This window comes from Effusibacillus sp. SKA8 (genome assembly GCF_058273125.1).
The window spans coordinates 63,481-84,499 of sequence record NZ_JBZCSF010000011.1 but is presented as its reverse complement, the minus strand read 5'-3'; the positions used below and the strand labels follow the sequence as shown (position 1 = coordinate 84,499).

The following is a 21,019-nucleotide window of genomic DNA, read 5'->3' as shown; positions in this document are numbered from 1 at the left end:
GGCAGATCCCTCCTCAGAATGGAAGATCATCCAGTGGAATCTCCGGCTCCGGTTCAGTGACTGGCCCGTCCGCCGCCTGCTGTTCACTCCGGCCAGCGAGCATCTGCGAGAGTACATTTGCAACCGCCTGCCATTCTTCCGGGGTCTTGATGTCGGAAATGACCTTTTTAACCTGCCTACCGAGAACGTCCGATGCAACTTCCGCCAGCGCGTTCCAGTCGAATCCGAGCTGACGCATCAGCTCGACAACCTGTGCTTTCGGATGTGGCGCCTTGGTTTCGGCAGCTTGCTTGCCGGCCGGCTTGCGCGGTTCACCGCCACCACTTTGCGGCTGCGAAACGTCCAGATCCATGTCGTCCAGATCCTGCGTGAAGAACCCGCTTGTCCCGGTCGCTTGCAACGTGGCTCCGACAAGAGCCCGTTTTATGGCCATTTTCTGCAGCGTGTTCACAATGCTGAAAACGTCCTGGTTGCGGTAGCGCTTTTCCTTGCTATTTGCACTGCCCTCACACTCGGCCACCACGATGGTGTGCGTGGGGTACTGCTTAATCACCGTCGCCCGGTAGACGTAGTAGAAAAACCCATTGTCCCAATCTTCGACCTTGTGCACGCACTCGACGCGGTGCCCCAAGCCGAAAAATTGCAGCAGTCGCTCGGCTCCTGGCTTCAACAGCGTCGGTTTCGGGGTGCCGGGGATTACGTCGTAGTCCGTTCCCTGGCGCATGATTCGCTGCCGGATCTGGTCGAGCTTGCGCAGGTTCTCTGCCGCCTGCTCTAGCGTTATGGCCACCGAGGGCACATATTCAATCGTGACCGGTTGCTGTTGGCTCTCGACGACTTGGAGATGGCTCGCCATTACGCATCCACCTCCACGCTGAACCGATCCGGCTGCTCGATGACGGTAATTCCTTCGACTACTTGTCCGTTCTCGTCAACCACTCGGCCATTTACTGGCTGAAGTACCTTTTTGAGTTCGGCTTTCATAGGCTCCTCTTTCACACGGATATATCCCGCATATCCGTTCTGCTTCAGCCAGGCCAGCAACCGCTCCTCGTCGTATTCCCACTTAGCCGGCGCCTTGCGAAACGTCAGCTTCCCATATGGCGTGCTGATCGTCTTCCGTTTCGGATCCTTAGCCAGTTCATTCATGTGGTACTCCTGAAGCAGCCCAGTGAAGAAGTCGATGGAACGCTGCAGCTTTTCCGTCTCCTTCTCATACCACTGTTGAATCCGCTGGATCTCAGCCTCGGCCACCGCTTTCACTTCGTTCGCCTGCGCCTTGATCGCGGCGATCTTCCGCAGGCACCAGGTGGCTTGCTCGAGGATTTCCACGCGGAAGCGTTCCCGCGCGTTTTCCAGAGTTTCCGTTTCTTCCGCTTCCAAAAGTCCTTGGATGGAATCCAGCTCCTGTTGCATCAGAGCGTTCATATGATCTCCTCCATTTTTCAGTTGAGATGTGGTATACTGTCCGTGAATCCTTTACCGTAGTGCCTGACTCGTCCGCTCACGATCAGGCTGTTTTCTTTGTCTGCCTCCGCATCCACTGCATAAACGCCTCTGCTTGCAGCAGAATCAACCTCTGATCCATCGACAGCGAACGCCAAATCTTCACCTGAACGTTCACACCAATCCCTCCTTTAGGCTCCAACCTGCTGGAACATGGTTTTCATATGCTCAAACATGAGTTTCATCTGCATCAGACGCCGGTGTTCCTCCTGCGCCTCGATGATGATGGCCAGGAGATCCCGCGCATCCGTAATTTCAGTCCACCTAAGTAACACGCTAAGTCCAGGTTCCTCCAAGCCATTTTCGATTCGCGACACATGCCCCTGATCAAGCGGCAACAGTTTCCCAAGTTCTTGTTGCGTCAGCCCCTTCCGCTTCCTGGCAAACCTCAAAAGATCGCCCTGTTCTTTTCCCCACATCGCCACGTTTCACACTCACCCCCTTATGTTAAATCCGCATAATCAGTTGCTTTCTTATGATGGAAACACTTGGTATAGTTGAACCGTACCCCGCACCAACCTCCTCGCAAAACTCAACCCCTCGCACTTCTCCTCTCGAACATCACCCCCTCATCGCGGCCGCTCGGCCCCACACCGGGCGGTCAGTTACTCCTCTCCATCTCGTCGTAAAGGCACCTGCGGCAAAGCTTCCGAAAGAACTGCCGGATGTACGGGTTTTTGACTTCGATCAGCGGAACCGTCTCCCGGCAGGACGGGCAGGTTTCCGGCTTATCCAACGCGATCCCCCCTTTCAAAGCTTGTCCCACCGCCCGCCGGAGCTTTTGCATCTCGGCCACTGCCTGCAACATCAACAGGCGGGTTTCTTTCGATAGCGCCAACCAATGACCTGTGATCACGTTCATCCAGTTTCACCTCCTCCTACACGAGCCTCAACCTTCCGGTCTGGAAGTCGATCTCAAGCACAACGATATGACTCTCTTCAATGAAAGCCTTGCAACAAAAGGAGAAATCTGCGTCGCAATGCGGACATTGTCCCAGCTCACAGTCGTCTATCTCATAGAAAAAGTTTTCGCAGTGACCACATTGGACTTTGTTGATTTGTATATCCATCTTGGCTTCACCCCCTTTCAAGGCTTGTCCGCGCCGCCTTTCGGCGGTCACTCCCCCAAAATCTCTACCCGCTCGGCCCTCAGTTCCTCGATCCGCCGCCAGATTTCCGCCTTCCGGGCCTCCGGCGTATCGCTCCGGCCGAACTCGGCCGCCAGTTTGGTGTGCTCGACCGCGATCTCCACCAGGCGCTGATGTTGATCATCGGGCAAGTTCCAGATGCGCAGCGTTCGTGATTCAGTCATGCCGTTTCACCTTTCTCAGACTGCGATTTTTTGGCTTGGATCTCGCGGTATGCTTTTTCCAAGATCTCGCGCGGCAACTTGGACGTGTGAACCACCGCTGAAACCTTTTTCACGGCCTTCTTTTCCATGCGGTTCACCCCCTACGCACTCTCGGATTGTTTGTTCTCGTTTTCCAATTGTCCTGTTTCGTCACAATTGGTGTCAAAAAAAAGAGTCCAATGACAATTCACGGCTGAAGCGATCTTCTTTGCAGTTTCAATCCTTACAGAACTTCCATTTTCCGCTTTTGTGTAAGTGGATCGTTCGACACCAGCTCTTTCAGCCATTTGTTCTTGGGTTAATCCCAGTTGATTTCTGATGTCAATGAGCCATTGTCTTCGTTTCATTGTTCACCACCTTCTTTCTGAATCAATTTTGTTCTGTTTAATCACATTATAATGTTCTGTAACATCACAGTCAATATGTTTTTGGTATTTTTCAGAACAAACATTTTTATGTGATGTACAATCACATATAATTAAGTTGTACAAGGGGGTGCGTCCCGTGGATTTAGGGCACCGACTTAAAGAATGTCGAAAACAAAAAAGGGTCACTCAAGAAAAACTCTCCGAGGACCTCAACATAAATCGTTCTACATACGCTAAATATGAAACTGGCGAAAATGAACCAGACATTGCGACGGTTCGGAGACTCGCCGATTATTTTGGAGTAACCGTTGATTATTTGGTAAAAGGCCGCACCGATCCAGACCTCGGACAAGCCAATGAGCTTTCACCTGAAGTAAAAATCTTCCTCGATGATTTCCTTTCTGCACCCGAAGAGAAGAAAGCCGAGGTTATGAAGTACTGGCACCGAATTGTGAAAGACTCCGAAGATAATAAGGGAGAACTGAAGGAATCAGCCTGGGACCGGGCGCGTCGCAAAAAGAAAAAATAGCCGTATGGCTATTTCTTTTACCCTAAAATACGAACATATGTTTGATTTTGAGAGGAGGAAACCGGGGTGTTAAAATCGCTGATCTCCCAACCCACTACTTGGATCGAGGAAGATGTTTATGTCCTGTATCAAGAATTGGGCATTTCAAAGCCTTCGGACATCGACATCGAACGAATCTCCTACGCATGCAACGTCAAAGCCATTTATTACGAACCATCCACCAGCTTTGCAGCAGTTGTCGATCACCAAGTCTTGCTGTATATCGACTCCCGCCTATCCTGGCCCGAGCAGCGGGTCAAAATCGCGCATGAGCTGGCACATGGTCTGATCAGTGAGGGAAGTCAGATTGATGGCATGCCGGAATTGTTTATCCAGTTGCAAGAGAGCCAAGTTAAAAATTTTGCAGGGTACGCTCTAATCCCATCTTTTATGGTCGCTGATCTCGAGCTTCCGGAGTATCCCGAGCAGGCTATTGCATACTTGGCCGAGACGTTCGAGGTTCCCCGTGAATTCGCTGCTTGGCGGTACGACCAGATCGTCCGCCGTTTATTCACCAATCTCATGGATGGAAGAAAGGTCGAGCGTTGGGATCCGCGCGTTGCCCAGATGTTCGGATTCTATATTCGGAAGGACCGAAAAGCCGAAAACCTCGTTCATATTTACCATGCCCGAAGGGGCTATATAACATCGAAATTTATCTCGTGAGGTGGACTAGCATGCAACACCATTACAAAATTCCGATCCTCGGAGATCGATCGACGATAGCGCCGGAATATGCAGAAGATTACGAGACCGGCGAGAGTCTGATCGTCACAACCTATATTCCATTTCCACGGTTTGCTGTCAGGGTTGCCGACGACGGAATCGAAGGTCTAGGAATACGTGAGGGTGACTATCTGATCTTTGCCCATCAACGCTGGCCGCAGACCGAAAGTCAGGTCTGTTATTTAAAATTCGGGGATGAAGCGGTTATCCGGATACTCGAGGGAATCTTCAACCAGACGGTTTACCTCCGTACGTCTGGGGATCGGTACCCTGAGATTGTACGTGAAAAAGAGGATTTTGTCGTGACCGGCGTCATGATTGGTGTCGTCAGAGCTGACATGGCGAATATCGTCACGGCGAATGTAGAAGAACATTAGGAGGAGTGGTGACTTTGCGAGCGGCAATTTACACTCGCGTTTCGTCAAACATGCAAGCAGAGGATGGTTTTTCACTTGAGGCGCAGCACGATATCCTTATGGAGCTTCTTGAGCGAAAAGGGCTCGAATTGTACCGCGTATACTCGGATCCAGGCGTAAGCGGAAAAACATTCAAACGACCTGGCGTCCAAGCGATGATCGCCGACATGAAGGCCGGCCGTTTTGAAGCCTTGCTCATTCACAAATTGGACAGGCTCAGCCGGAATCTTGGCGATTTGTATGCCTTTGTGGAACTCATCAACAAACTGGACGTGAGGTTGATCATCGCAGCACAGGGAACCGAGGAAATTGATACCCGATCACCCATGGGGAAAGCATTCCTCTTTTTCTCAGGTATCTGGGCGCAGATTTATCTGGAGAATTTGCGGGAGGAAACCCTTAAAGGACTCACCAAAAAAGCGCAAAAAGGCGGAAAACACATGTCACGACCGCCGCTCGGTTATACATTTGACGACCAATACAATCTGGTCGTTGTGGAGGAAGAAGCGAAGCTAGTACGCGAGGTTTTCGATCTATACCTCAACCGCGGTTGGGGCGTAACAAAAATCGCCAAGTATATGAACGAATTCTCGACCACCAAAGAAGGTGGAAAGTGGGATAACAAAAGCGTTCGAAACGTGCTCACCAACCCGACATATGCAGGATATAACCATTTCAAGCCAGCCCACTGGCCGGAAGAAAGCCGAATCTTGACGGAAGGCCAACATGTGCCTCTTGTAAGCAAAGAGGACTTTGAACGAATCAAGCAATTTCGGTCACGCCGCGCAGCCGGTTATATGTCCAGACGGTCGTTTACCTATGCGTATAGTGGCATCGTTAAATGCGGACAGTGTGGAGCCACGTACGCCGGCAATACATCGGTGCATAACGGACGGGAATACCGCAGCTATCGGTGTCTGAACCAGTATGCAAAGAAAACTTGTGATGCGCCGAGCATTTCAGAACGGATGCTGAACCAACTTGTATTTGAGCACTTGCAATTGATCGACGACGGGTTCCAAAGTAAAAAAACGAAAAAAAGGAACACCAAAACCGACATCCAGAAAGAAGTCGAAAAGAGCAATCGCCGCCGCAAAAATTGGATGCTCGCCCTTGGTGATGGCAAGTTGTCGGCGCAGGACTATGCGATGTTGATCGAAGAAGAAGATGCCCGAATGCGAGCGCTTTACGAACAAATGCAAGACAGACCGGAACCTTCAATACCAGTGGAAGAACTTCGGAACATGATGAGGAGCTTGAAAGAAGATTGGGACCTGATCGAACCCGAAACACAAAAGCAATTGATCCAGTCCATGTTTCAAAAAATCGTGATCTTGAAAGGAAAAGACGGCTGGGAAATCACCGATCTCCTCACCGTCTAAAACCTCATTTTCTGTACTTTGGTGGAGGCGAGGGGAGTCGAACCCCTGTCCGAAGACCTCGCCACACAAGCTTCTCCGGGTGCAGTCCTCTCTACTGGAGTTTCGCGTCACACCCGCCGAGGGACAGGCTGGTGATCGGCTAGTCCGCTGAATTTCGCCCGGCGCACGCAGACCGATGCCGCCGGACTATCCGGCTAAGATGACGCCCTATCCCCTACACCGGAGATAGGAAATAGGACGGCCTGCTGCAATTAAGCAGCGAGAGCGAGTTGTTGTTTGTTGTTTGCGTTTATATTTACGCCCGCGTTTTTTACGTGTCCGCAGCCCCACGACCCGCTACTCATGCTCGATCAATCCCCGTCGAATCCAAAAACGCCCCCATAAGTGTATTTGAGACGAAACCCCGCTCCATCAATTAGTTTACCATAAAATCCGCCGCAAATCGACGGTACTTTGTAGCGGTTTTGGTTCAGTATTTCTGCCGTTCCCGGAGCGCCCGTTCCATTTCCCGCTGGGCGTCGCGTTTCGCGACGGATTCCCGTTTGTCGTAGTTCTTCTTCCCCTTCGCAAGCCCGAGCAGCACTTTGCAAAAGCCGTTTTTGATGTAGAGCTTGAGCGGAATCAGGGAATACCCCTTTTCCTTCGTCTGTCCCAGCAATTTCATGATTTCCGCTTTGTGCAGCAGCAATTTGCGGGTGCGCGTCGGATCGACATTGAACCGGTTGCCCTGTTCAAACGGCGAAATGTGCATGTTGATCAGCCATGCTTCCCCATTTGAAATCCGGGCAAAACTGTCTTGAAGGTTGGCCTTGCCCTGGCGGACCGATTTGATCTCAGTCCCGGTCAGCACAATTCCCGCTTCGTACGTATCTTCAATGAAATAGTCATAGGACGCTTTTTTGTTTTGTGCCAACACTTTCGGCCCCTCGGTCTGTTTCGCCACGCAAGAACACCTCCTTCAACGATAGCAAACTTTACTATAACAAGTGCGGGAATCCCCGTCAATAGAGCGGCAGAAATGTGACAAAAATAAACTTCAGAAAAAGCGTAATAGAAAAAGCCCGTCGAACTGACGGACCCGGTTTATAGCAGATTTTTCATGTAGGCTTTGGATTTTTCCAGAGTGGACACCGCTTTGCCGACATCGCCAAGCTGTTGGTAACACTTGCTCAGAAGCGGCAGCGTTTTCACAAGATCCTCATAACGACCGCATTTTTCATAAATCGGAATCGATTGTTCCAAGTGTTGAATGGCCGCTTCCGGCTGACCGGTTTTGTATAAAACCTCCGCAAGCACCCGTTTTAGATGCGGCAGCACGCAGTGGTCGTCTTTTACATTTTCCATTCCTTGCAGCGCATAAGCCTTCGCTTGTTCAAGGTTCCCCCGGTTCAGTTCGTTTTGTGCCATTTCATGGTAAACGTCTGGCAGCATATCTAAAAATTGGTGTTCCTTAAATTCGGCCAGACATTCCTCAAACAATTGCCGGGCCTGTTCGTACTTGGCCGTTAAACTCAATAAGACGGCATAATTGTGCTTGGCCAGAATGCTGTTTTTTTCAACAGGCAGTCCGGCAAACAGGGTAAGGGATTGTTTATAACAGTTTTTTGCCTTGTCGTATTCCCCGAGATACCGGTACTCCATCCCCGTATTCATCCATGCCGCGGCGGCTTTGGACGGATATTCCGGATGATACAATTCGTATGCGGCCTGATGATAACGGATGGCTTCCTCATGCTTCCCCAGCCGGGAACAAGCGATGCCTAACCGGCTTTTCACGTTCGCCCGCAAAATCCGGTCCGCTTCCGGCAGTTCCTTTAACAGGGAATCCGCTTTCTGCAGGTAAAAGCTTGCAAAGCTGTGGTTGTGCAACTGACTGTACGCGTCGCCGATTTCATACAACACTTTGGCGGTGAATCCCCGATCTTCCCCGCTCTGAATGGAACTTAACACACGGTCGAGTTTGTCGATCGCTGCTTGAACCTTTCCGGTATTTTTTTGGCAGACAGCCACGTGATACAGCAATTCGGCGGATTCCACCAGGTTTGGACGTCCTTCCAGCTGTTCGAGAAACTGCAGAGCCGCCCCGTACTGCTGATGTTCCATCAGTTCCAGAGCAAAGCGGTACATCCCCCTTCCGCCGAGGTCGAGGTAAACGTCCTTCAGGAACGTTTCCACCGAAACCCCTAACTTTTGAATGATGCTCAACAACAACTCGGTGGAGGGATTCGCTTTGTTGCCTTCGATTTGTGAAATCATGCTCGGTGTGACCAAACCGGAAGCCAATTCGGTCTGCGTCAACCCCCTCCATACGCGGAGACGTTGAATCTTATCCCCCAAGGCTATCATAATTTCTCCCCCAAGTAGAGTATCCCTCATATGATAAACTATCATAACATGCGAAAATTGGCAATTTATTGATAAAATCTCTTTGCTTGGAGGTCTTTCAAAATTTAGATCGTTTCTTCTTGCTGGCCCTGCTTGCTCTTTTGGCCAAAACTGCCGCATTGCCCCGCCGTTTGCGTTTTCGCTGCGGTTTGTCCTGCCGTTGCTTAAGGTCCGCCGCCCTTCCCCGAACTTCCTTCGCTTTTTCTTCTTTGTCCGCCCGTTTGCCCCTGCCCAGTCCGCGATATTCGCCGCCCGCAAGCAAGCGGAAATCGATCGTCCGGTTTTCCTTGCTGACCGCTTCGACACGCACCTTGACCTTATCACCGATCCGGAACGTTCTTCCCGTTCGTTCCCCGATCAGGGCGTACCGCTTTTCGTCATGATGGTAGTAGTCGTCTTCCAGATAGGAGACGTGCACCATTCCTTCGATGGAGTTGTCCAATTCGACGAAAATTCCGAAAGCCGTAACGCCGGATATGAACCCTTCGAATTCTTCGCCGATTTTCCCTTCCATGTATTCCACTTTTTTGACCAGATCGGTCTCCCGTTCCGCATCGACGGCCAAACGCTCCCGCTCGGAGGAATGCTCCGCGATCTCCGGCAAACGGGAACGCAAATCTTCCATCCGTTGCGGGCTTAACGTACCTCCGTTTGCGATGACTTCCCGGATGATGCGGTGGATCACCAAATCGGGGTAGCGGCGGATCGGCGACGTAAAGTGGCTGTAATATTCCGCGGCCAGCCCGAAATGTCCGAGTGGTTCGGGGGAATATTTCGCTTGCTTCATCGAACGCAGCATCACCGTCGAAACAATCCGCTCTTCCGGTTTGCCTTTCACCTCTTCCAACAGTTTTTGCATCGCTCTTGGATGCACCCTGTTGCCAATCCCTTTCAACGAATACCCGAAATTGTAAATAAAATCGTTAAAATCGCTGATTCGCTCCGCGTCCGGTTCCTCGTGAATCCGGTACAAAAAGGGGACGTTCAGCCAATGAAAGTGCTCGGACACCGTTTCGTTGGCTGCCAGCATGAACTCTTCAATAATTTGTTCGGCGATGGAGCGCTCCCGCTTCTTGATCTCAACCGGCTTGCCTTCCCGGTCGACAACGATTTTCGTCTCGACGAAATCGAAGTCGATCGCGCCGCGGCGCATCCGCCGCTCCCGAAGTTTCATCGCGAGTTCTTCCATCAATTGAAAATCCGGCACCAGCTCTTTGTATCTCTCAATCAATTCCGGGTCCTTGTCCACCAGGATTTTGCGCACGTTTGTGTAAGTCATCCGTTCGTCGGTCCGGATCACGCTGGGATAAATATCGTGGCGCACCAATTGCATATCGGGCGACCATTCCATGTCGCAGGTGAGAGTCAACCGGTCCGCCTTCGGGTTGAGTGAACAGATTCCGTTGGACAGCCGGTGGGGCAGCATCGGGATTACCCGGTCGACAAGGTAGACGGACGTGCCCCGGTTAAACGCTTCCTTGTCCAAAGCGGAATTTTCGCGAACGTAGTAACCCACGTCGGCAATATGGACGCCCAATAAAATGTTTCCGTTCGGCAAACGCTCGACAGATACCGCATCGTCAAGATCCTTCGCGTCTTCGCCGTCGATCGTCACCATTTTGCGGCTCCGCAAATCCTTGCGCCCCTTCAGGTCTTCTGCCGACAGGGTATCGGGTACCGCTTCGGCAGCCTGCAGGACTTCCTCCGGGAACGATTCCGGCAGCCCGTGTTTCCGGATCACCGCCAGAATGTCAACTCCCGGTTCATCCGGATAGCCGAGCACTTCAATCACTTTCCCCTGCAGCGACTTCCACCCTTCCGGATAATGGGTGATCTCCGCCACCACCTTCATACCGTCGGCGGCGCCGTTAAACTCCGCTTCCGGAATGAACAGTTCGATGCCAAGCCGCTGATCGTCCGGTATGATAAACGCATATTGCTGCTGGGAAACAAACGTCCCCACCACCGTTTTATGTACCCGTTCGAGAATCCGGATGATTTCCCCTTCCCGGCGTCCGTTGATGCCCGCGTTTTTATGTACGCGTGCAATCACTTTGTCCCCGTGCATCGCCCCGTTCATGTCGCCCGCGTTGATGTACACGTCGCCGTTGGCGATTTCCCCGGGATCGGTCGGAATCACAAATCCGAACCCTTTCGCTTTCCCCTGCAAGCGGCCAACAACGAGATTCATTTTGGAAGGCAGCCCGTACCGGTGGGTCCGGGTCCGTACGACGATCCCCTCGTCTTCCATGCGATTCAGCAGTTGCACCAATCGCTCCAGTTCATCGCCGTCCTCAACGCCGAGCGCTTCTTTCAGTTCCAGCACATTCATCGGTTTGTACAACTTTTCTTTCATAAAATCGACGATTTGCTGCCGCTCCACACTCCCACACCTCCTTTCGCATACCTTGTGCTGATATTATACACGAATCGGTTGCCGACTACTCGATTCACAAAAAACGAGGATGCGCCTGCCCGTTCATCCCCCGTTTTCTTTAAGAAACGCTTCCACGTCGGCAAAAACCCGCTCCATATCCCGGTCGACCGTCAGGATGTGCCCGGAATTCGGGTACCAGAGAAGCCGCTTTTGCCGGGAGCCGATATGCTGATAAATAAAAGTCGCGCTTTCGGGCCGCACCGTCTGATCCTGTTCCGCTTGCAAAATCAAAGCGGGCGCCTCGATCTCCGGAAGTTCGTTCCGCACCGTACGAATCAGCCTGAGTAACTCCGGCACGCACCTGACCGGCGTTTTGTTGTAACCCGCCATGTAAGGCTCAACGTGTTCGGGGTAAGGCACTTTGTGCGGGTTAAACTTGACAAACGGGGCAACGAACCGCGAAAATCGGGCCCTGCGGTCAGTGACAAAAATCGGCGCACACATGGGGATCACCCCTTTTATCGGAAGCCTCGCGGCCAAATGAAGGGCCAGCGAACCTCCCATCGAAAGCCCGGCCACAAACACGTCTTTACAGCGGCGCTGCAGATCGAAATAAGCGTCTCCGGCCGACTTGATCCAGTCTTTCATGCCGGTGTTCATCATTTGTTCGGGGGTGGTCCCGTGCCCCGCCAACAGCGGCGCTTTGACGGTAAATCCCTTCGTCGCGAGATATTCGCCCATCGGACGCAATTCGGACGGCGTTCCGGTAAATCCGTGAATCAACAGCACGCCCGTTTTTCCACCCGCCAAATCAAACGCTTCCGGCCGTTTCAGACTCATCGTTCCCACCCCCAACGCTTTCGAGAAAATCGGCCGCCAGTCGGCAGATTTCCGCCTGATCACACCCCAGACACATCATATGCCGCGGCTCCCGGAAAAAATGAATCCGTTTCGTCAATAAAAGTACCGTTCGTAAAGAACGGCACTTCCAACGTTTTCACTATTGGTGTGTCACAAGCCAAGCCACCCAAACCGACAACAGAATGAAAGCGACTGCCAGCCCGGCGGTGATCTTGGCAAGTACGGCATCCAATCCGCGGGCCTTGCGTCCCATAAGCTGTTCCGCGCCGCCTGTAATGGCACCGGACAGCCCCGCGTTGCGTCCCGATTGGAGCAATACCGTGATAATCAGCAAGATACAGACGATCACAAGCATGGTTTTTGCAAATGTCATCACAATACTCTCACCTCCGAACGGGTCCCGTCAACGCTGCCTGGGCCATTCCATGCCCGGTTACTGCGACACAGGTACTCGGTTATTGTAACACAAATGCACTTGCACGGGAAACCGATTTTTTGAAAACCTATTTTTTGATGTTATAGAACGCCTTCCTGCCGGCATACTGGCTTGTATAGTCCAGCATGTCCTCGATCCGCAGCAGCTGATTGTATTTTGCCACCCGGTCCGTACGGGACGGAGCGCCGGTCTTGATTTGCCCCGCGTTGGTCGCAACGGCGATGTCGGCGATCGTCACGTCTTCCGTTTCGCCGGAACGGTGCGAGATTACGGCCGTGTAGCCCGCCCGTTTCGCCATTTCGATCGCGTCGAATGTTTCGGTTAGTGTCCCGATCTGATTGACCTTGACAAGGATCGAGTTGCCCACACCGGATTCGATGCCCTGCGCAAGGCGTTGCGTATTGGTCACAAACAGGTCGTCTCCGACCAGCTGGACTTTCGAGCCGAGGCGTTCAGTCAGCTTTTTCCAGCCTTCCCAGTCGTCTTCCGACAAACCGTCTTCAATCGAAATGATCGGGTACTTGCCGGTCAGTTCCTCATACCAGGCGATCATCTCTTCCGAAGTTCTGGTCACGCCTTCGCCTTCGAGATGGTACTTTCCGTCTCTGTACATTTCCGTCGACGCCACGTCGAGCGCCAAAAAAACCTGCTCGCCCGGCTTGTAGCCCGCCCGTTCGATGGCGGTCATAATCGCCTTGAGCGCTTCCTCGTTGGACTTCAGGTTCGGCGCGAAGCCGCCTTCGTCGCCCACCGCCGTATTCAGGCCCTGTTCCTTAAGGACCGCCTTCAGGCTGTGGAACACTTCGGAACCCATGCGCAGGGCTTCCCGGAAACTTTCCGCTCCAACCGGCATCACCATGAACTCCTGAATGTCGACGTTGTTGTCCGCATGCGCTCCGCCGTTCAGAATGTTCATCATCGGAACGGGCAGTGTCTTCGCATTGAAGCCGCCCAAGTAAACGTAAAGCGGCAACCCGAGAAAATCGGCTGCTGCGTGAGCCACCGCCATCGACACCCCGAGGATTGCGTTGGCGCCCAGCTTGCTTTTATTCGGCGTGCCGTCCAGTTGAATCATCAGGTTATCGATGCCGACCTGATCCAGCGCATCCATGCCGGTGACCTCAGGTCCGATCATTTCGTTTACGTTCTCGACCGCTTTCAGAGCACCTTTGCCAAGGTAGCGGTTTTTGTCTCCGTCCCGCAGCTCAACCGCTTCGTACGCGCCCGTTGACGCTCCCGACGGCACGATGGCGCGGCCGACAGCGCCGCTTTCCAGTTCCACTTCGACTTCCACTGTCGGGTTCCCGCGGGAATCCAACACTTCTCTGGCGCGAACGTCGTAAATGATACTCATCATCCATCATCCTTTGCACTCAAATTGTTTTGGGACACTGCGGTTCCCGTTATTCCACAATCAGCGATTTTCCCGTCATTTCAACAGGTTGCGGCAATTCCAGCAGCTTCAGCAAGGTCGGCGCCACATCCGCCAGAACACCGCCTTCCCGCAATTGAAGCCCCGGTTTGGTGACAATGCAGGGAACCGGTTGTGTGGTATGGGCGGTCCACGGTTTGCCCGTCACCGGATCAATCATGATGTCCGCATTGCCGTGGTCGGCGATAATCATCGCGACACCCCCTTTTTCGAGAATCTTGTCGACAACCCGTCCCAGGCATTCGTCGACCGCTTCCACCGCTTTGACCGCAGCCTCCAGCACGCCGGTATGCCCCACCATATCGGGGTTTGCATAGTTCAGAACGACGGCGTCGAACTTTTCCTCGTCCAGTTCCTTAAGCAGTGCGTCCGTCACCTCATACGCGCTCATTTCCGGTTTTAAATCGTACGTGGCGACTTTGGGAGAAGGAATCAAAATCCGCTCTTCCCCTGCAAACTCCGCCTCCCGTCCGCCGGAAAAGAAATAGGTGACATGCGGGAATTTCTCCGTTTCCGCAATCCGCAGCTGTTTCAGACCGTGCTGTGTCAGCACTTCGCCCATTGTGTTGTCCAAATCGGTCGGTTTGTAAGCGACATAGCCGTCAACCGTTTCGGAAAAATGGGTGAGACACACATAATACAAATCTTTCGGACATTTCGGCCCCCGGTCGAACCCGCGAAAATCCTTGTTGGTAAACGCCTGCGAAATCTGGATGGCGCGGTCCGGGCGGAAATTGAACATGATGATCGCATCCCGGTCCTCAATCAACGCCACCGGCGAACCGTCGGGCTTTACAATGACCGTCGGCATCACAAACTCGTCGGTCACCGATTTTTCATAACTCTCTTGCAACGCCAAAATCGGATCGGTGTACTGCGGGCCTTCCCCGTACACCATCGCGCGATACGCTTTTTCCGTCCGTTCCCAGCGCTTGTCGCGGTCCATCGCGTAGTAACGCCCCTGCACCGTCGCCAGTTTCCCGACGCCGAGTTCATCCATCTTGTCCTGCAGATCCCGTATGTAATTAACGGCGGTATGAGGCATCACATCCCGTCCGTCCAGAAACGCGTGCACATAAACCTCGCTCAAATCCTGCCGCTTGGCCAATTCCAGCAAAGCGAACAGGTGCGCAATATGACTGTGCACCCCGCCGTCCGACACAAGGCCGTACAGATGCAGTTTGGTGCCGTTTTGTTTGACGTGGCGGATGGCGTTCAGAAACACCGGATTCTCGAAGAATTCCCCTTCGCGGATCGATTTGCTGATCCGGGTCAAGTCCTGATAGACGATCCGCCCCGCTCCGATATTCAAATGCCCGACTTCCGAATTGCCCATTTGTCCCTCGGGAAGTCCGACCGCTTCACCGGATGCATTGAGCCGCGTATGCGGATACGCCGCCCAGTAGCGGTCAAAATTCGGCTTGTTCGCCAGGGCGACGGCGTTGCCCTCTTTTTCTTCCCGCAAACCGAAGCCGTCCAAAATGATCAGCGCGACAGGTTTGGGTCTTGCCATCTGGTCTCCCTCCTAAAACAGGATGTTTTACTCCGCTGAGTGGAATTTTCCCTGCGCGCCGCGAATCAATCCCACATAGGACTCGGGCGCCAAACTGGCCCCGCCGACTAGCGCGCCGTCGATATCCGGCTGCGCCAGAAAATCCCCGATATTCTCCGGTTTCACCGATCCGCCGTATTGGATGCGGATACAGCCGGCCGTTTCCCCGCCATACAGTTCCGCCAACACCTTGCGGATATGCCCGATCACTTCGTTGGCGTCTTCCGCCGTTGAAGATTTGCCGGTGCCGATCGCCCAAACCGGTTCGTAGGCGATCACGGTTCCGCCGGCTTGTCTCGCTTCCACGCCCGCAAACGCCGCTCGGGTCTGAGCTTCCACAACCGCATGGGTTTGCCCGGCTTCCCGCTCGGCGAGATTTTCCCCGACGCAGACGATCGGGACCAGAGCATGCTTGAGAGCGGCGTGGACTTTCTGATTGACCGTTTCATCCGTTTCGTTAAAATAGGCCCGCCGCTCCGAGTGGCCGACAATCACGTAGCGAACCCCCAGTTCCGTCAGCATGCGGGGGGCAATTTCCCCCGTATACGCCCCTTCCTCGGCAAAATGAACATTTTGTGCGCCAAGTGCAATCCCGGTGCCCGAAAGCGTCTCTTGCAGCGCCGCCAGCGCCGTAAACGGGGCGCACACCACCATCTCGACGCCGGTAGTGTCTTGCAATTCTTTCGCGACCGCACGCGCAAACTCCTTTGCTTCCGCGGATGTTTTGTACATTTTCCAATTTCCTGCGATGATCGGAGTGCGTGTAGACGCCATCCCGTGTCCCCTCCCCGCTGCCGGTTACTTGTCGTTCAGCGCTGCCACGCCGGGCAGTACTTTCCCTTCGAGAAACTCCAAAGACGCGCCACCGCCGGTGGAAATATGGGTCATGCGGTCCGCAAGGCCGCTTTTTTCAACGGCTGCCACCGAATCCCCGCCGCCGACGATCGTCGTTCCCCGCACCTCCGCGACCGCCTGCGCAATCGCATGGGTGCCTTTGGCGAACGCGTCGAATTCGAACACGCCCATCGGCCCGTTCCAAATCACCGTTTTGGAAGCGCGAATCGCTTCCCGGTACTTCGCCACCGTTTTCGGTCCGATGTCCAGGGCCATCCAATCGTCCGGCATTTCGTTCAAATCGACCGTCCGCTGTTCCGCGTTTGCCGCAAATTCGGTCGCTGCCACGAGATCGACCGGCAGCAGCAAGTCGACTCCTTTTTCTTTCGCCCGCTCCACCAGAGCTTTGGCGTCGTCCAATTTGTCGGGTTCGATCAGCGACTTTCCAAGTTTGTAACCCAGCCCCGCCAAAAACGTGTTGGCCATCCCCCCGCCGATGATCAGGCGGTCGACTTTGGTCAGCAGGTTTTCGATGACGGAAATCTTGTCGCTGACTTTCGCGCCGCCAATGATGGCCGTGAAAGGCCGTTCGGGATCGGACAACGCCTTGCCCATCACGGAGATCTCTTTTTCCATCAAAAAGCCGGCGACGGCCGGAAGGTATTCGGCAATGCCCGCAGTTGACGCATGAGCCCGGTGAGCGGTCCCGAACGCGTCATTGACGTAAATGTCGGCAAGTTCCGCAAACTGACGGGAAAGCTCCGGGTCGTTCTTTTCCTCTCCTTTGTGAAAACGCACGTTTTCCAACAACAAAACGTCGCCGTCCCGCATCAGCGAAATCCGTTCCTTAACCAGCGGACCGACGGAATCGCTCGTCATCCCGACATTTCTGCCGAGCAACTCGGACAACCTGGCCGCCACGGGAGCCAAGCTGTATTTCGGGTTCGCCTCCCCCTTCGGGCGGCCCAGGTGGCTCGCCAGAATCACCTTGGCCCCTTGCTCCAGCAAGTACCGGATTGTCGGAAGAGCGGCCTGAATCCGCGTATCGTCCGTGATTTTTCCGTTTTCCAGCGGCACGTTAAAATCGACGCGGACAAACACGCGCTTTCCCCGGACATCGATGTCTCGCACACTTTTCTTATTCATTTTTCTCCTCCGCCGATATGTAAATAAAATTTTATGAAATGTTCGTTTGGTGCCCGGATGATGGAGTGAGGCACTGTCAGCGTACTATTTTATCAAAGTTTAGACGGGACGTAAATTGTCCCGTCTGACGCTACCCCGGGACTGATTCCGTCCCGTTCAGAAAGATTTTTTCGCGATGTATTCGATCAGATCCACGATGCGGTTCGAATATCCCCACTCGTTGTCGTACCAGGATACGACTTTGACCATCGTGCCGTCGATCACCAGGGTAGACAATGCGTCGATGATGGAGGAATGGGGGTTTCCATTGTAGTCGCTGGAAACGAGCGGTTTCTCCGAATAGCCGAGGATGCCTTTCAACGGCCCTTCGGCGGCTTCTCGCAACGCTGCGTTGACTTCCGCGACGGTGGTCGGTTTTTCAACTTCAACGTTCAAGTCGACGACAGACACGTTTGGTGTCGGAACCCGCATCGCAAAACCGTTGAGCTTGCCCTTCAATTCCGGCAGTACCAGCGCCACCGCCTTTGCGGCGCCCGTCGACGTCGGAATGATGCTCAATGCGGCTGCCCGGGCCCGGCGCAGGTCTTTATGCGGCAAATCGAGAATCTGCTGGTCGTTGGTGTAGGAATGCACCGTTGTCATCAGACCGTGCTTGATCCCGAACTTTTCATGCAGTACCTTCGCAAAAGGAGCCAGGCAATTCGTCGTGCACGACGCATTCGAGATAACGTGATGGGCCTGCGGATCGTATTTGTCCTCATTGACACCCATTACGATCGTGATGTCCTCGTTTTTGCCCGGGGCGGAGATGATCACTTTTTTCGCGCCGCCGCCCGTAATGTGCGCCTCCGCCTTCGCCTTGTCCGTGAACCGCCCGGTCGATTCGACGACCACATCCACTTCCATCCGTCCCCAAGGCAGGTTGCCGGGTTCCCGTTCGGCCAAAACCTTGACCTCCTTGCCGTTGACATACAAGGAACCCGCTTTTCCTTCGACTTCCGCTTCCAGCATGCCATGCACCGAATCATATTTGAGCAGGTGCGCCAATGTTTCGGCATCCGTCAGATCGTTTACAGCCACAATCTCAATCTCCGTGTGGGCCATCGCCGCCCGAAACACGTTCCTGCCAATCCGTCCAAAACCGTTAATCCCCACGCGAATCATCGTTTTTCGACTCCTTTCATATGTTTTCCATACATCTCCAAGATCGCTTCCGCGCAGGCCGCGTCTGTCACCAGCACATCCTGCCTGCTGCCGCGGGCCACCGCCAGGACGGCCGCCGCTTTGTCCGCCCCGCCCGCCACCGCGACAATCGTTTCAACCTGATCGAGATCGTTCATTCGCAGGCCGATCGAGTTTATCGCGTACACAATCCGACCTTCCGCGTCGAAATAATAGCCAAGCGCTTCCCCCGTCGCCCTCCTTTCGGCAAGCAACGACAGAACTTCTTCCGACGCTCCGCGCCTTTCGGCCATGACCAAAGCCCGCCCGATTCCGTGCACCAGCATCCGGGTTTTCCGGATGCGGCTGAGATACTCCCGCGTGTACGCTTCTTCGCGCAAAGAATGGTACGCTTCCTCGGAAAGGTTGTCGGGAACGTGCAGCATCCGGTAAGTGCCGCCAAGTTTGTTGGCAAAAACAGCGGCAATCGTATTGGCCTGTATCTCCACGTTCTCCCCGAACCCCCCTCTCGCCGGGAGCACTTCGACCGGGCAAGCGACCGGCAATTCCGGCATCATCTCCGCCACGGCGGCCACCGTGCTGCCGCCGGTAACCGCCAAAACCCCCGCCTGCAGCTTGTCTCTGACAAGCCGGGCGGCCAGATATCCCATCTCCCGTTTTACCAAAGCATCTTTTTCGGAATCCCCGGGCACGATAAGAACCTCCGGAATTTGCAGAAACTCGGACAAGCGCTGCTCCAGTTCCCTAAATCCTTCGATCTCGCGCATGGCTTCGTGCAAACCGTTCAAAACCTGACGGCCGGCCTCCGTCAAGCTCATACCGACTGTCGCCGTTGCGAGCAAACCCTGTTCTTTCAAAAATTCAACTTCGGTGCGCAAGATCCGCTCCGTTGTCTCGAGATGCTGGGCCAACCCCCGCCGCCCGATCGGTTGCGTCAAGTTGATTTGCTGCAGAATCCGGTACCTCCGCTTCATCTCCTGCAACAGATCCGGAACCAGCTTCTGTTGAATCTGAATCAATTCTCTCGTCATCTCTCTCGTCATCCTGGAGCCTCCTCGGGACGAAATAGGTCCCAATATTACATTTTTTGTCCCAATAACTCGAAAAGAAAATGGCAAATCTGCCATAATATTATTGTACCTTAATATCTCTTTCGTTGCAAGGAAGACGCGATTCCTATCTCTTCCCTGTACTTCGCCACCGTCCGCCGCGAAATCCGGATGCCTTCCTTTTGTAGCAATTCGCCGATTTTCTGATCGCTAAGCGGCTGTTGGGGATCCTCTTGCTCCACCAGCGCTTTGATTTTCGCTTTAATGCTTTCCGCCGAAGCCCCTTCGCCGATCAGAGTGGCGACTCCGGAATCGAAAAAAAATTTCAATTCATAGACGCCCCGTGGAGTTTGCGCGTATTTCCCCGCTGTGGCCCGGGAAACGGTCGATTCGTGCATCCCGATTTTTTCGGCCACCTGTTTTAAAGTAAGCGGTTTTAGTTTGCGCACCCCTTGATCGAAAAATTCCTTTTGAAATTCCACGATCGCTTCCGTCACCTTCTGCAGGGTCTGACGGCGCTGCTCGATGCTTTTCAGCAGCCAAAAGGCCGAGTTTAATTTGCCCGTGATGTACTCTTTGGTTTCCTTGGACACTCCGTCGTCCTTCTGCTCCAATATTTTCCGGTAAAAATCGTTGATGTGCAGACGCGGCACCGAACGGTCGTTGACGATCACCACATACTCGCCCGAAACGCGTTCCACGATTACGTCCGGGACGATATAGGCAGGCTGCTCGTTGGTATACCAGCGCCCGGGCTTCGGGTCCAGGGAACGGATGAGGTCGATCGCCTCTTGCGTCTGCTTGGCGGTAATGCCAAGAGCGGAAGCGATTTTGGCGATTCTCCCCTGTGCCACATTCGCCAGATGATGCTCGATAATGTCGAAGACGACGGGACTTACATCCTTGATCTCCAACGCCTGCAACAACAGGCATTCTTCCGCCGTGCGGGCGCCAACGCCGGTCGGTTCAAAGCTCTGCACCAGACGCAACGCCTGTTCGACCTGTTCCGCGTCGCACTTGTGAATCGCTGCAATCTCCTCGATCGGCAGCGTCAAGTATCCGTTGGAATTCAGGCTGCCGATGATATAAGAAGCAAGTTGCCGCTCTCGGTCCGTCGTTTTGATAAGGTTCAGCTGCCGTTTCAGATGCTCCTCCAACGACTGGTTGGTACGCATCACCGATCCAATCGGGACTTCTTTCGTTTCGCCGACGCTTCGGCGTTGCCTGTCGTCACGCAGTTCGCGGGCGACCTGTGTCCAGTCGGGGGGGTCCAATTCGATGACCGGGTTTTGCGCGGCTTCCGACTCCAGATATTCCAGCAGCTCTTGCGAAGAAAACTGCAGAATCGTTATCGCCTGCCGCAGTTCGGGTGTCATAACGAGTTTTTGGGTTTGCTCCTGCCACAGACCATACCCCATCCGCACGGGAACTCCCCCTTGGACAAAGCT

The 21,019-nt window shown here is 53.8% G+C and carries 23 protein-coding genes and 1 other RNA gene; 4 read left to right on the top strand and 20 right to left on the bottom strand.

The genetic code is table 11. From position 1 onward, the window contains the following. Window positions 1-13: 13 nt before the first annotated feature. The 7 genes from AC4ED1_RS10380 to AC4ED1_RS10350 all read right to left on the bottom strand — a co-directional run bounded on the left by AC4ED1_RS10380 (window position 14) and on the right by AC4ED1_RS10350 (window position 3,204). The gene (locus AC4ED1_RS10380; protein WP_490938291.1) at window positions 14-856 is read right to left on the bottom strand and encodes a hypothetical protein; all 843 of its coding nucleotides are present in this window, start codon (window positions 854-856) and stop codon (window positions 14-16) included. Then, complete coding sequence (locus AC4ED1_RS10375; RefSeq protein ID WP_490938289.1) at window positions 856-1,428, bottom strand: host-nuclease inhibitor Gam family protein; 573 nt, start codon at window positions 1,426-1,428, stop codon at window positions 856-858. The genes AC4ED1_RS10380 and AC4ED1_RS10375 overlap by 1 nt, the downstream gene beginning before the upstream one ends. A gap of 209 nt (window positions 1,429-1,637) precedes the next feature. Continuing rightward, a complete protein-coding gene (locus AC4ED1_RS10370) occupies window positions 1,638-1,925 on the bottom strand; it encodes a helix-turn-helix domain-containing protein (protein ID WP_490938380.1) in 288 nt (95 codons plus the stop codon). 182 nt (window positions 1,926-2,107) lie between these two features. Continuing rightward, a complete protein-coding gene (locus AC4ED1_RS10365) occupies window positions 2,108-2,368 on the bottom strand; it encodes a hypothetical protein (RefSeq protein ID WP_490938288.1) in 261 nt (86 codons plus the stop codon). A 255-nt stretch (window positions 2,369-2,623) separates the two neighbouring features. After that, window positions 2,624-2,818 (bottom strand): hypothetical protein, encoded by a 195-nt coding sequence (locus AC4ED1_RS10360; protein WP_490938287.1) that lies wholly within the window; start codon window positions 2,816-2,818, stop codon window positions 2,624-2,626. After that, window positions 2,815-2,946: a hypothetical protein gene (locus AC4ED1_RS10355; RefSeq protein WP_490938285.1), complete on the bottom strand. Its 132-nt coding sequence runs from the start codon at window positions 2,944-2,946 to the stop codon at window positions 2,815-2,817. Before AC4ED1_RS10355 ends, AC4ED1_RS10360 begins: the two co-directional genes overlap by 4 nt. Window positions 2,947-2,958: 12 nt before the next feature. Then, window positions 2,959-3,204: a helix-turn-helix transcriptional regulator gene (locus AC4ED1_RS10350; RefSeq protein ID WP_490938283.1), complete on the bottom strand. Its 246-nt coding sequence runs from the start codon at window positions 3,202-3,204 to the stop codon at window positions 2,959-2,961. Between the two features lie 157 nt (window positions 3,205-3,361). Here AC4ED1_RS10350 and AC4ED1_RS10345 point away from each other — a divergent pair, with 157 nt between their 5' ends. From AC4ED1_RS10345 to AC4ED1_RS10330, 4 genes are all read left to right on the top strand, one after another. Next, window positions 3,362-3,754: a helix-turn-helix domain-containing protein gene (locus tag AC4ED1_RS10345; protein WP_490938281.1), complete on the top strand. Its 393-nt coding sequence runs from the start codon at window positions 3,362-3,364 to the stop codon at window positions 3,752-3,754. A gap of 66 nt (window positions 3,755-3,820) precedes the next feature. Then, window positions 3,821-4,459 (top strand): ImmA/IrrE family metallo-endopeptidase, encoded by a 639-nt coding sequence (locus tag AC4ED1_RS10340; protein ID WP_490938279.1) that lies wholly within the window; start codon window positions 3,821-3,823, stop codon window positions 4,457-4,459. Between the two features lie 11 nt (window positions 4,460-4,470). Beyond that, entirely contained in the window at window positions 4,471-4,896 is a 426-nt protein-coding gene (locus tag AC4ED1_RS10335; RefSeq protein ID WP_490938277.1) for a LexA family protein, read from the top strand. Between the two features lie 14 nt (window positions 4,897-4,910). Next, entirely contained in the window at window positions 4,911-6,317 is a 1,407-nt protein-coding gene (locus AC4ED1_RS10330) for a recombinase family protein (RefSeq protein ID WP_490938275.1), read from the top strand. Between the two features lie 19 nt (window positions 6,318-6,336). Here the strand turns inward: AC4ED1_RS10330 and ssrA are convergent. The 13 genes from ssrA to rpoN all read right to left on the bottom strand — a co-directional run bounded on the left by ssrA (window position 6,337) and on the right by rpoN (window position 20,995). Further along, window positions 6,337-6,697: a transfer-messenger RNA gene (ssrA, locus tag AC4ED1_RS10325) on the bottom strand. An 89-nt stretch (window positions 6,698-6,786) separates the two neighbouring features. Then, window positions 6,787-7,260, bottom strand: a complete 474-nt coding sequence (gene smpB, locus AC4ED1_RS10320; RefSeq protein ID WP_490938274.1) for an SsrA-binding protein SmpB — start codon at window positions 7,258-7,260, stop codon at window positions 6,787-6,789. Window positions 7,261-7,400: 140 nt separating this feature from the next. After that, window positions 7,401-8,663, bottom strand: a complete 1,263-nt coding sequence (locus tag AC4ED1_RS10315; RefSeq protein WP_490938272.1) for a tetratricopeptide repeat protein — start codon at window positions 8,661-8,663, stop codon at window positions 7,401-7,403. Window positions 8,664-8,760: 97 nt separating this feature from the next. Continuing rightward, window positions 8,761-11,085, bottom strand: a complete 2,325-nt coding sequence (rnr, locus tag AC4ED1_RS10310) for a ribonuclease R (protein ID WP_490938270.1) — start codon at window positions 11,083-11,085, stop codon at window positions 8,761-8,763. A 96-nt stretch (window positions 11,086-11,181) separates the two neighbouring features. Beyond that, window positions 11,182-11,982 (bottom strand): alpha/beta hydrolase, encoded by an 801-nt coding sequence (locus AC4ED1_RS10305; protein WP_490938268.1) that lies wholly within the window; start codon window positions 11,980-11,982, stop codon window positions 11,182-11,184. Window positions 11,983-12,079: 97 nt separating this feature from the next. Then, the gene (secG, locus tag AC4ED1_RS10300; RefSeq protein ID WP_490938266.1) at window positions 12,080-12,313 is read right to left on the bottom strand and encodes a preprotein translocase subunit SecG; all 234 of its coding nucleotides are present in this window, start codon (window positions 12,311-12,313) and stop codon (window positions 12,080-12,082) included. A gap of 130 nt (window positions 12,314-12,443) precedes the next feature. After that, window positions 12,444-13,730 (bottom strand): phosphopyruvate hydratase, encoded by a 1,287-nt coding sequence (eno, locus tag AC4ED1_RS10295; RefSeq protein ID WP_490938264.1) that lies wholly within the window; start codon window positions 13,728-13,730, stop codon window positions 12,444-12,446. A gap of 49 nt (window positions 13,731-13,779) precedes the next feature. After that, complete coding sequence (gene gpmI, locus AC4ED1_RS10290) at window positions 13,780-15,321, bottom strand: 2,3-bisphosphoglycerate-independent phosphoglycerate mutase (protein ID WP_490938262.1); 1,542 nt, start codon at window positions 15,319-15,321, stop codon at window positions 13,780-13,782. Window positions 15,322-15,348: 27 nt separating this feature from the next. Beyond that, window positions 15,349-16,134: a triose-phosphate isomerase gene (tpiA, locus tag AC4ED1_RS10285; protein ID WP_490938260.1), complete on the bottom strand. Its 786-nt coding sequence runs from the start codon at window positions 16,132-16,134 to the stop codon at window positions 15,349-15,351. A gap of 24 nt (window positions 16,135-16,158) precedes the next feature. Further along, a complete protein-coding gene (locus tag AC4ED1_RS10280; protein ID WP_490938258.1) occupies window positions 16,159-17,340 on the bottom strand; it encodes a phosphoglycerate kinase in 1,182 nt (393 codons plus the stop codon). A 156-nt stretch (window positions 17,341-17,496) separates the two neighbouring features. Beyond that, the gene (gene gap, locus AC4ED1_RS10275; RefSeq protein WP_490938256.1) at window positions 17,497-18,504 is read right to left on the bottom strand and encodes a type I glyceraldehyde-3-phosphate dehydrogenase; all 1,008 of its coding nucleotides are present in this window, start codon (window positions 18,502-18,504) and stop codon (window positions 17,497-17,499) included. Next, complete coding sequence (locus AC4ED1_RS10270; protein WP_490938254.1) at window positions 18,501-19,565, bottom strand: sugar-binding transcriptional regulator; 1,065 nt, start codon at window positions 19,563-19,565, stop codon at window positions 18,501-18,503. The genes gap and AC4ED1_RS10270 overlap by 4 nt, the downstream gene beginning before the upstream one ends. A 98-nt stretch (window positions 19,566-19,663) precedes the next feature. Further along, a complete protein-coding gene (rpoN, locus tag AC4ED1_RS10265; protein ID WP_490938252.1) occupies window positions 19,664-20,995 on the bottom strand; it encodes an RNA polymerase factor sigma-54 in 1,332 nt (443 codons plus the stop codon). Between the last annotated feature and the right edge of the window lie 24 nt (window positions 20,996-21,019).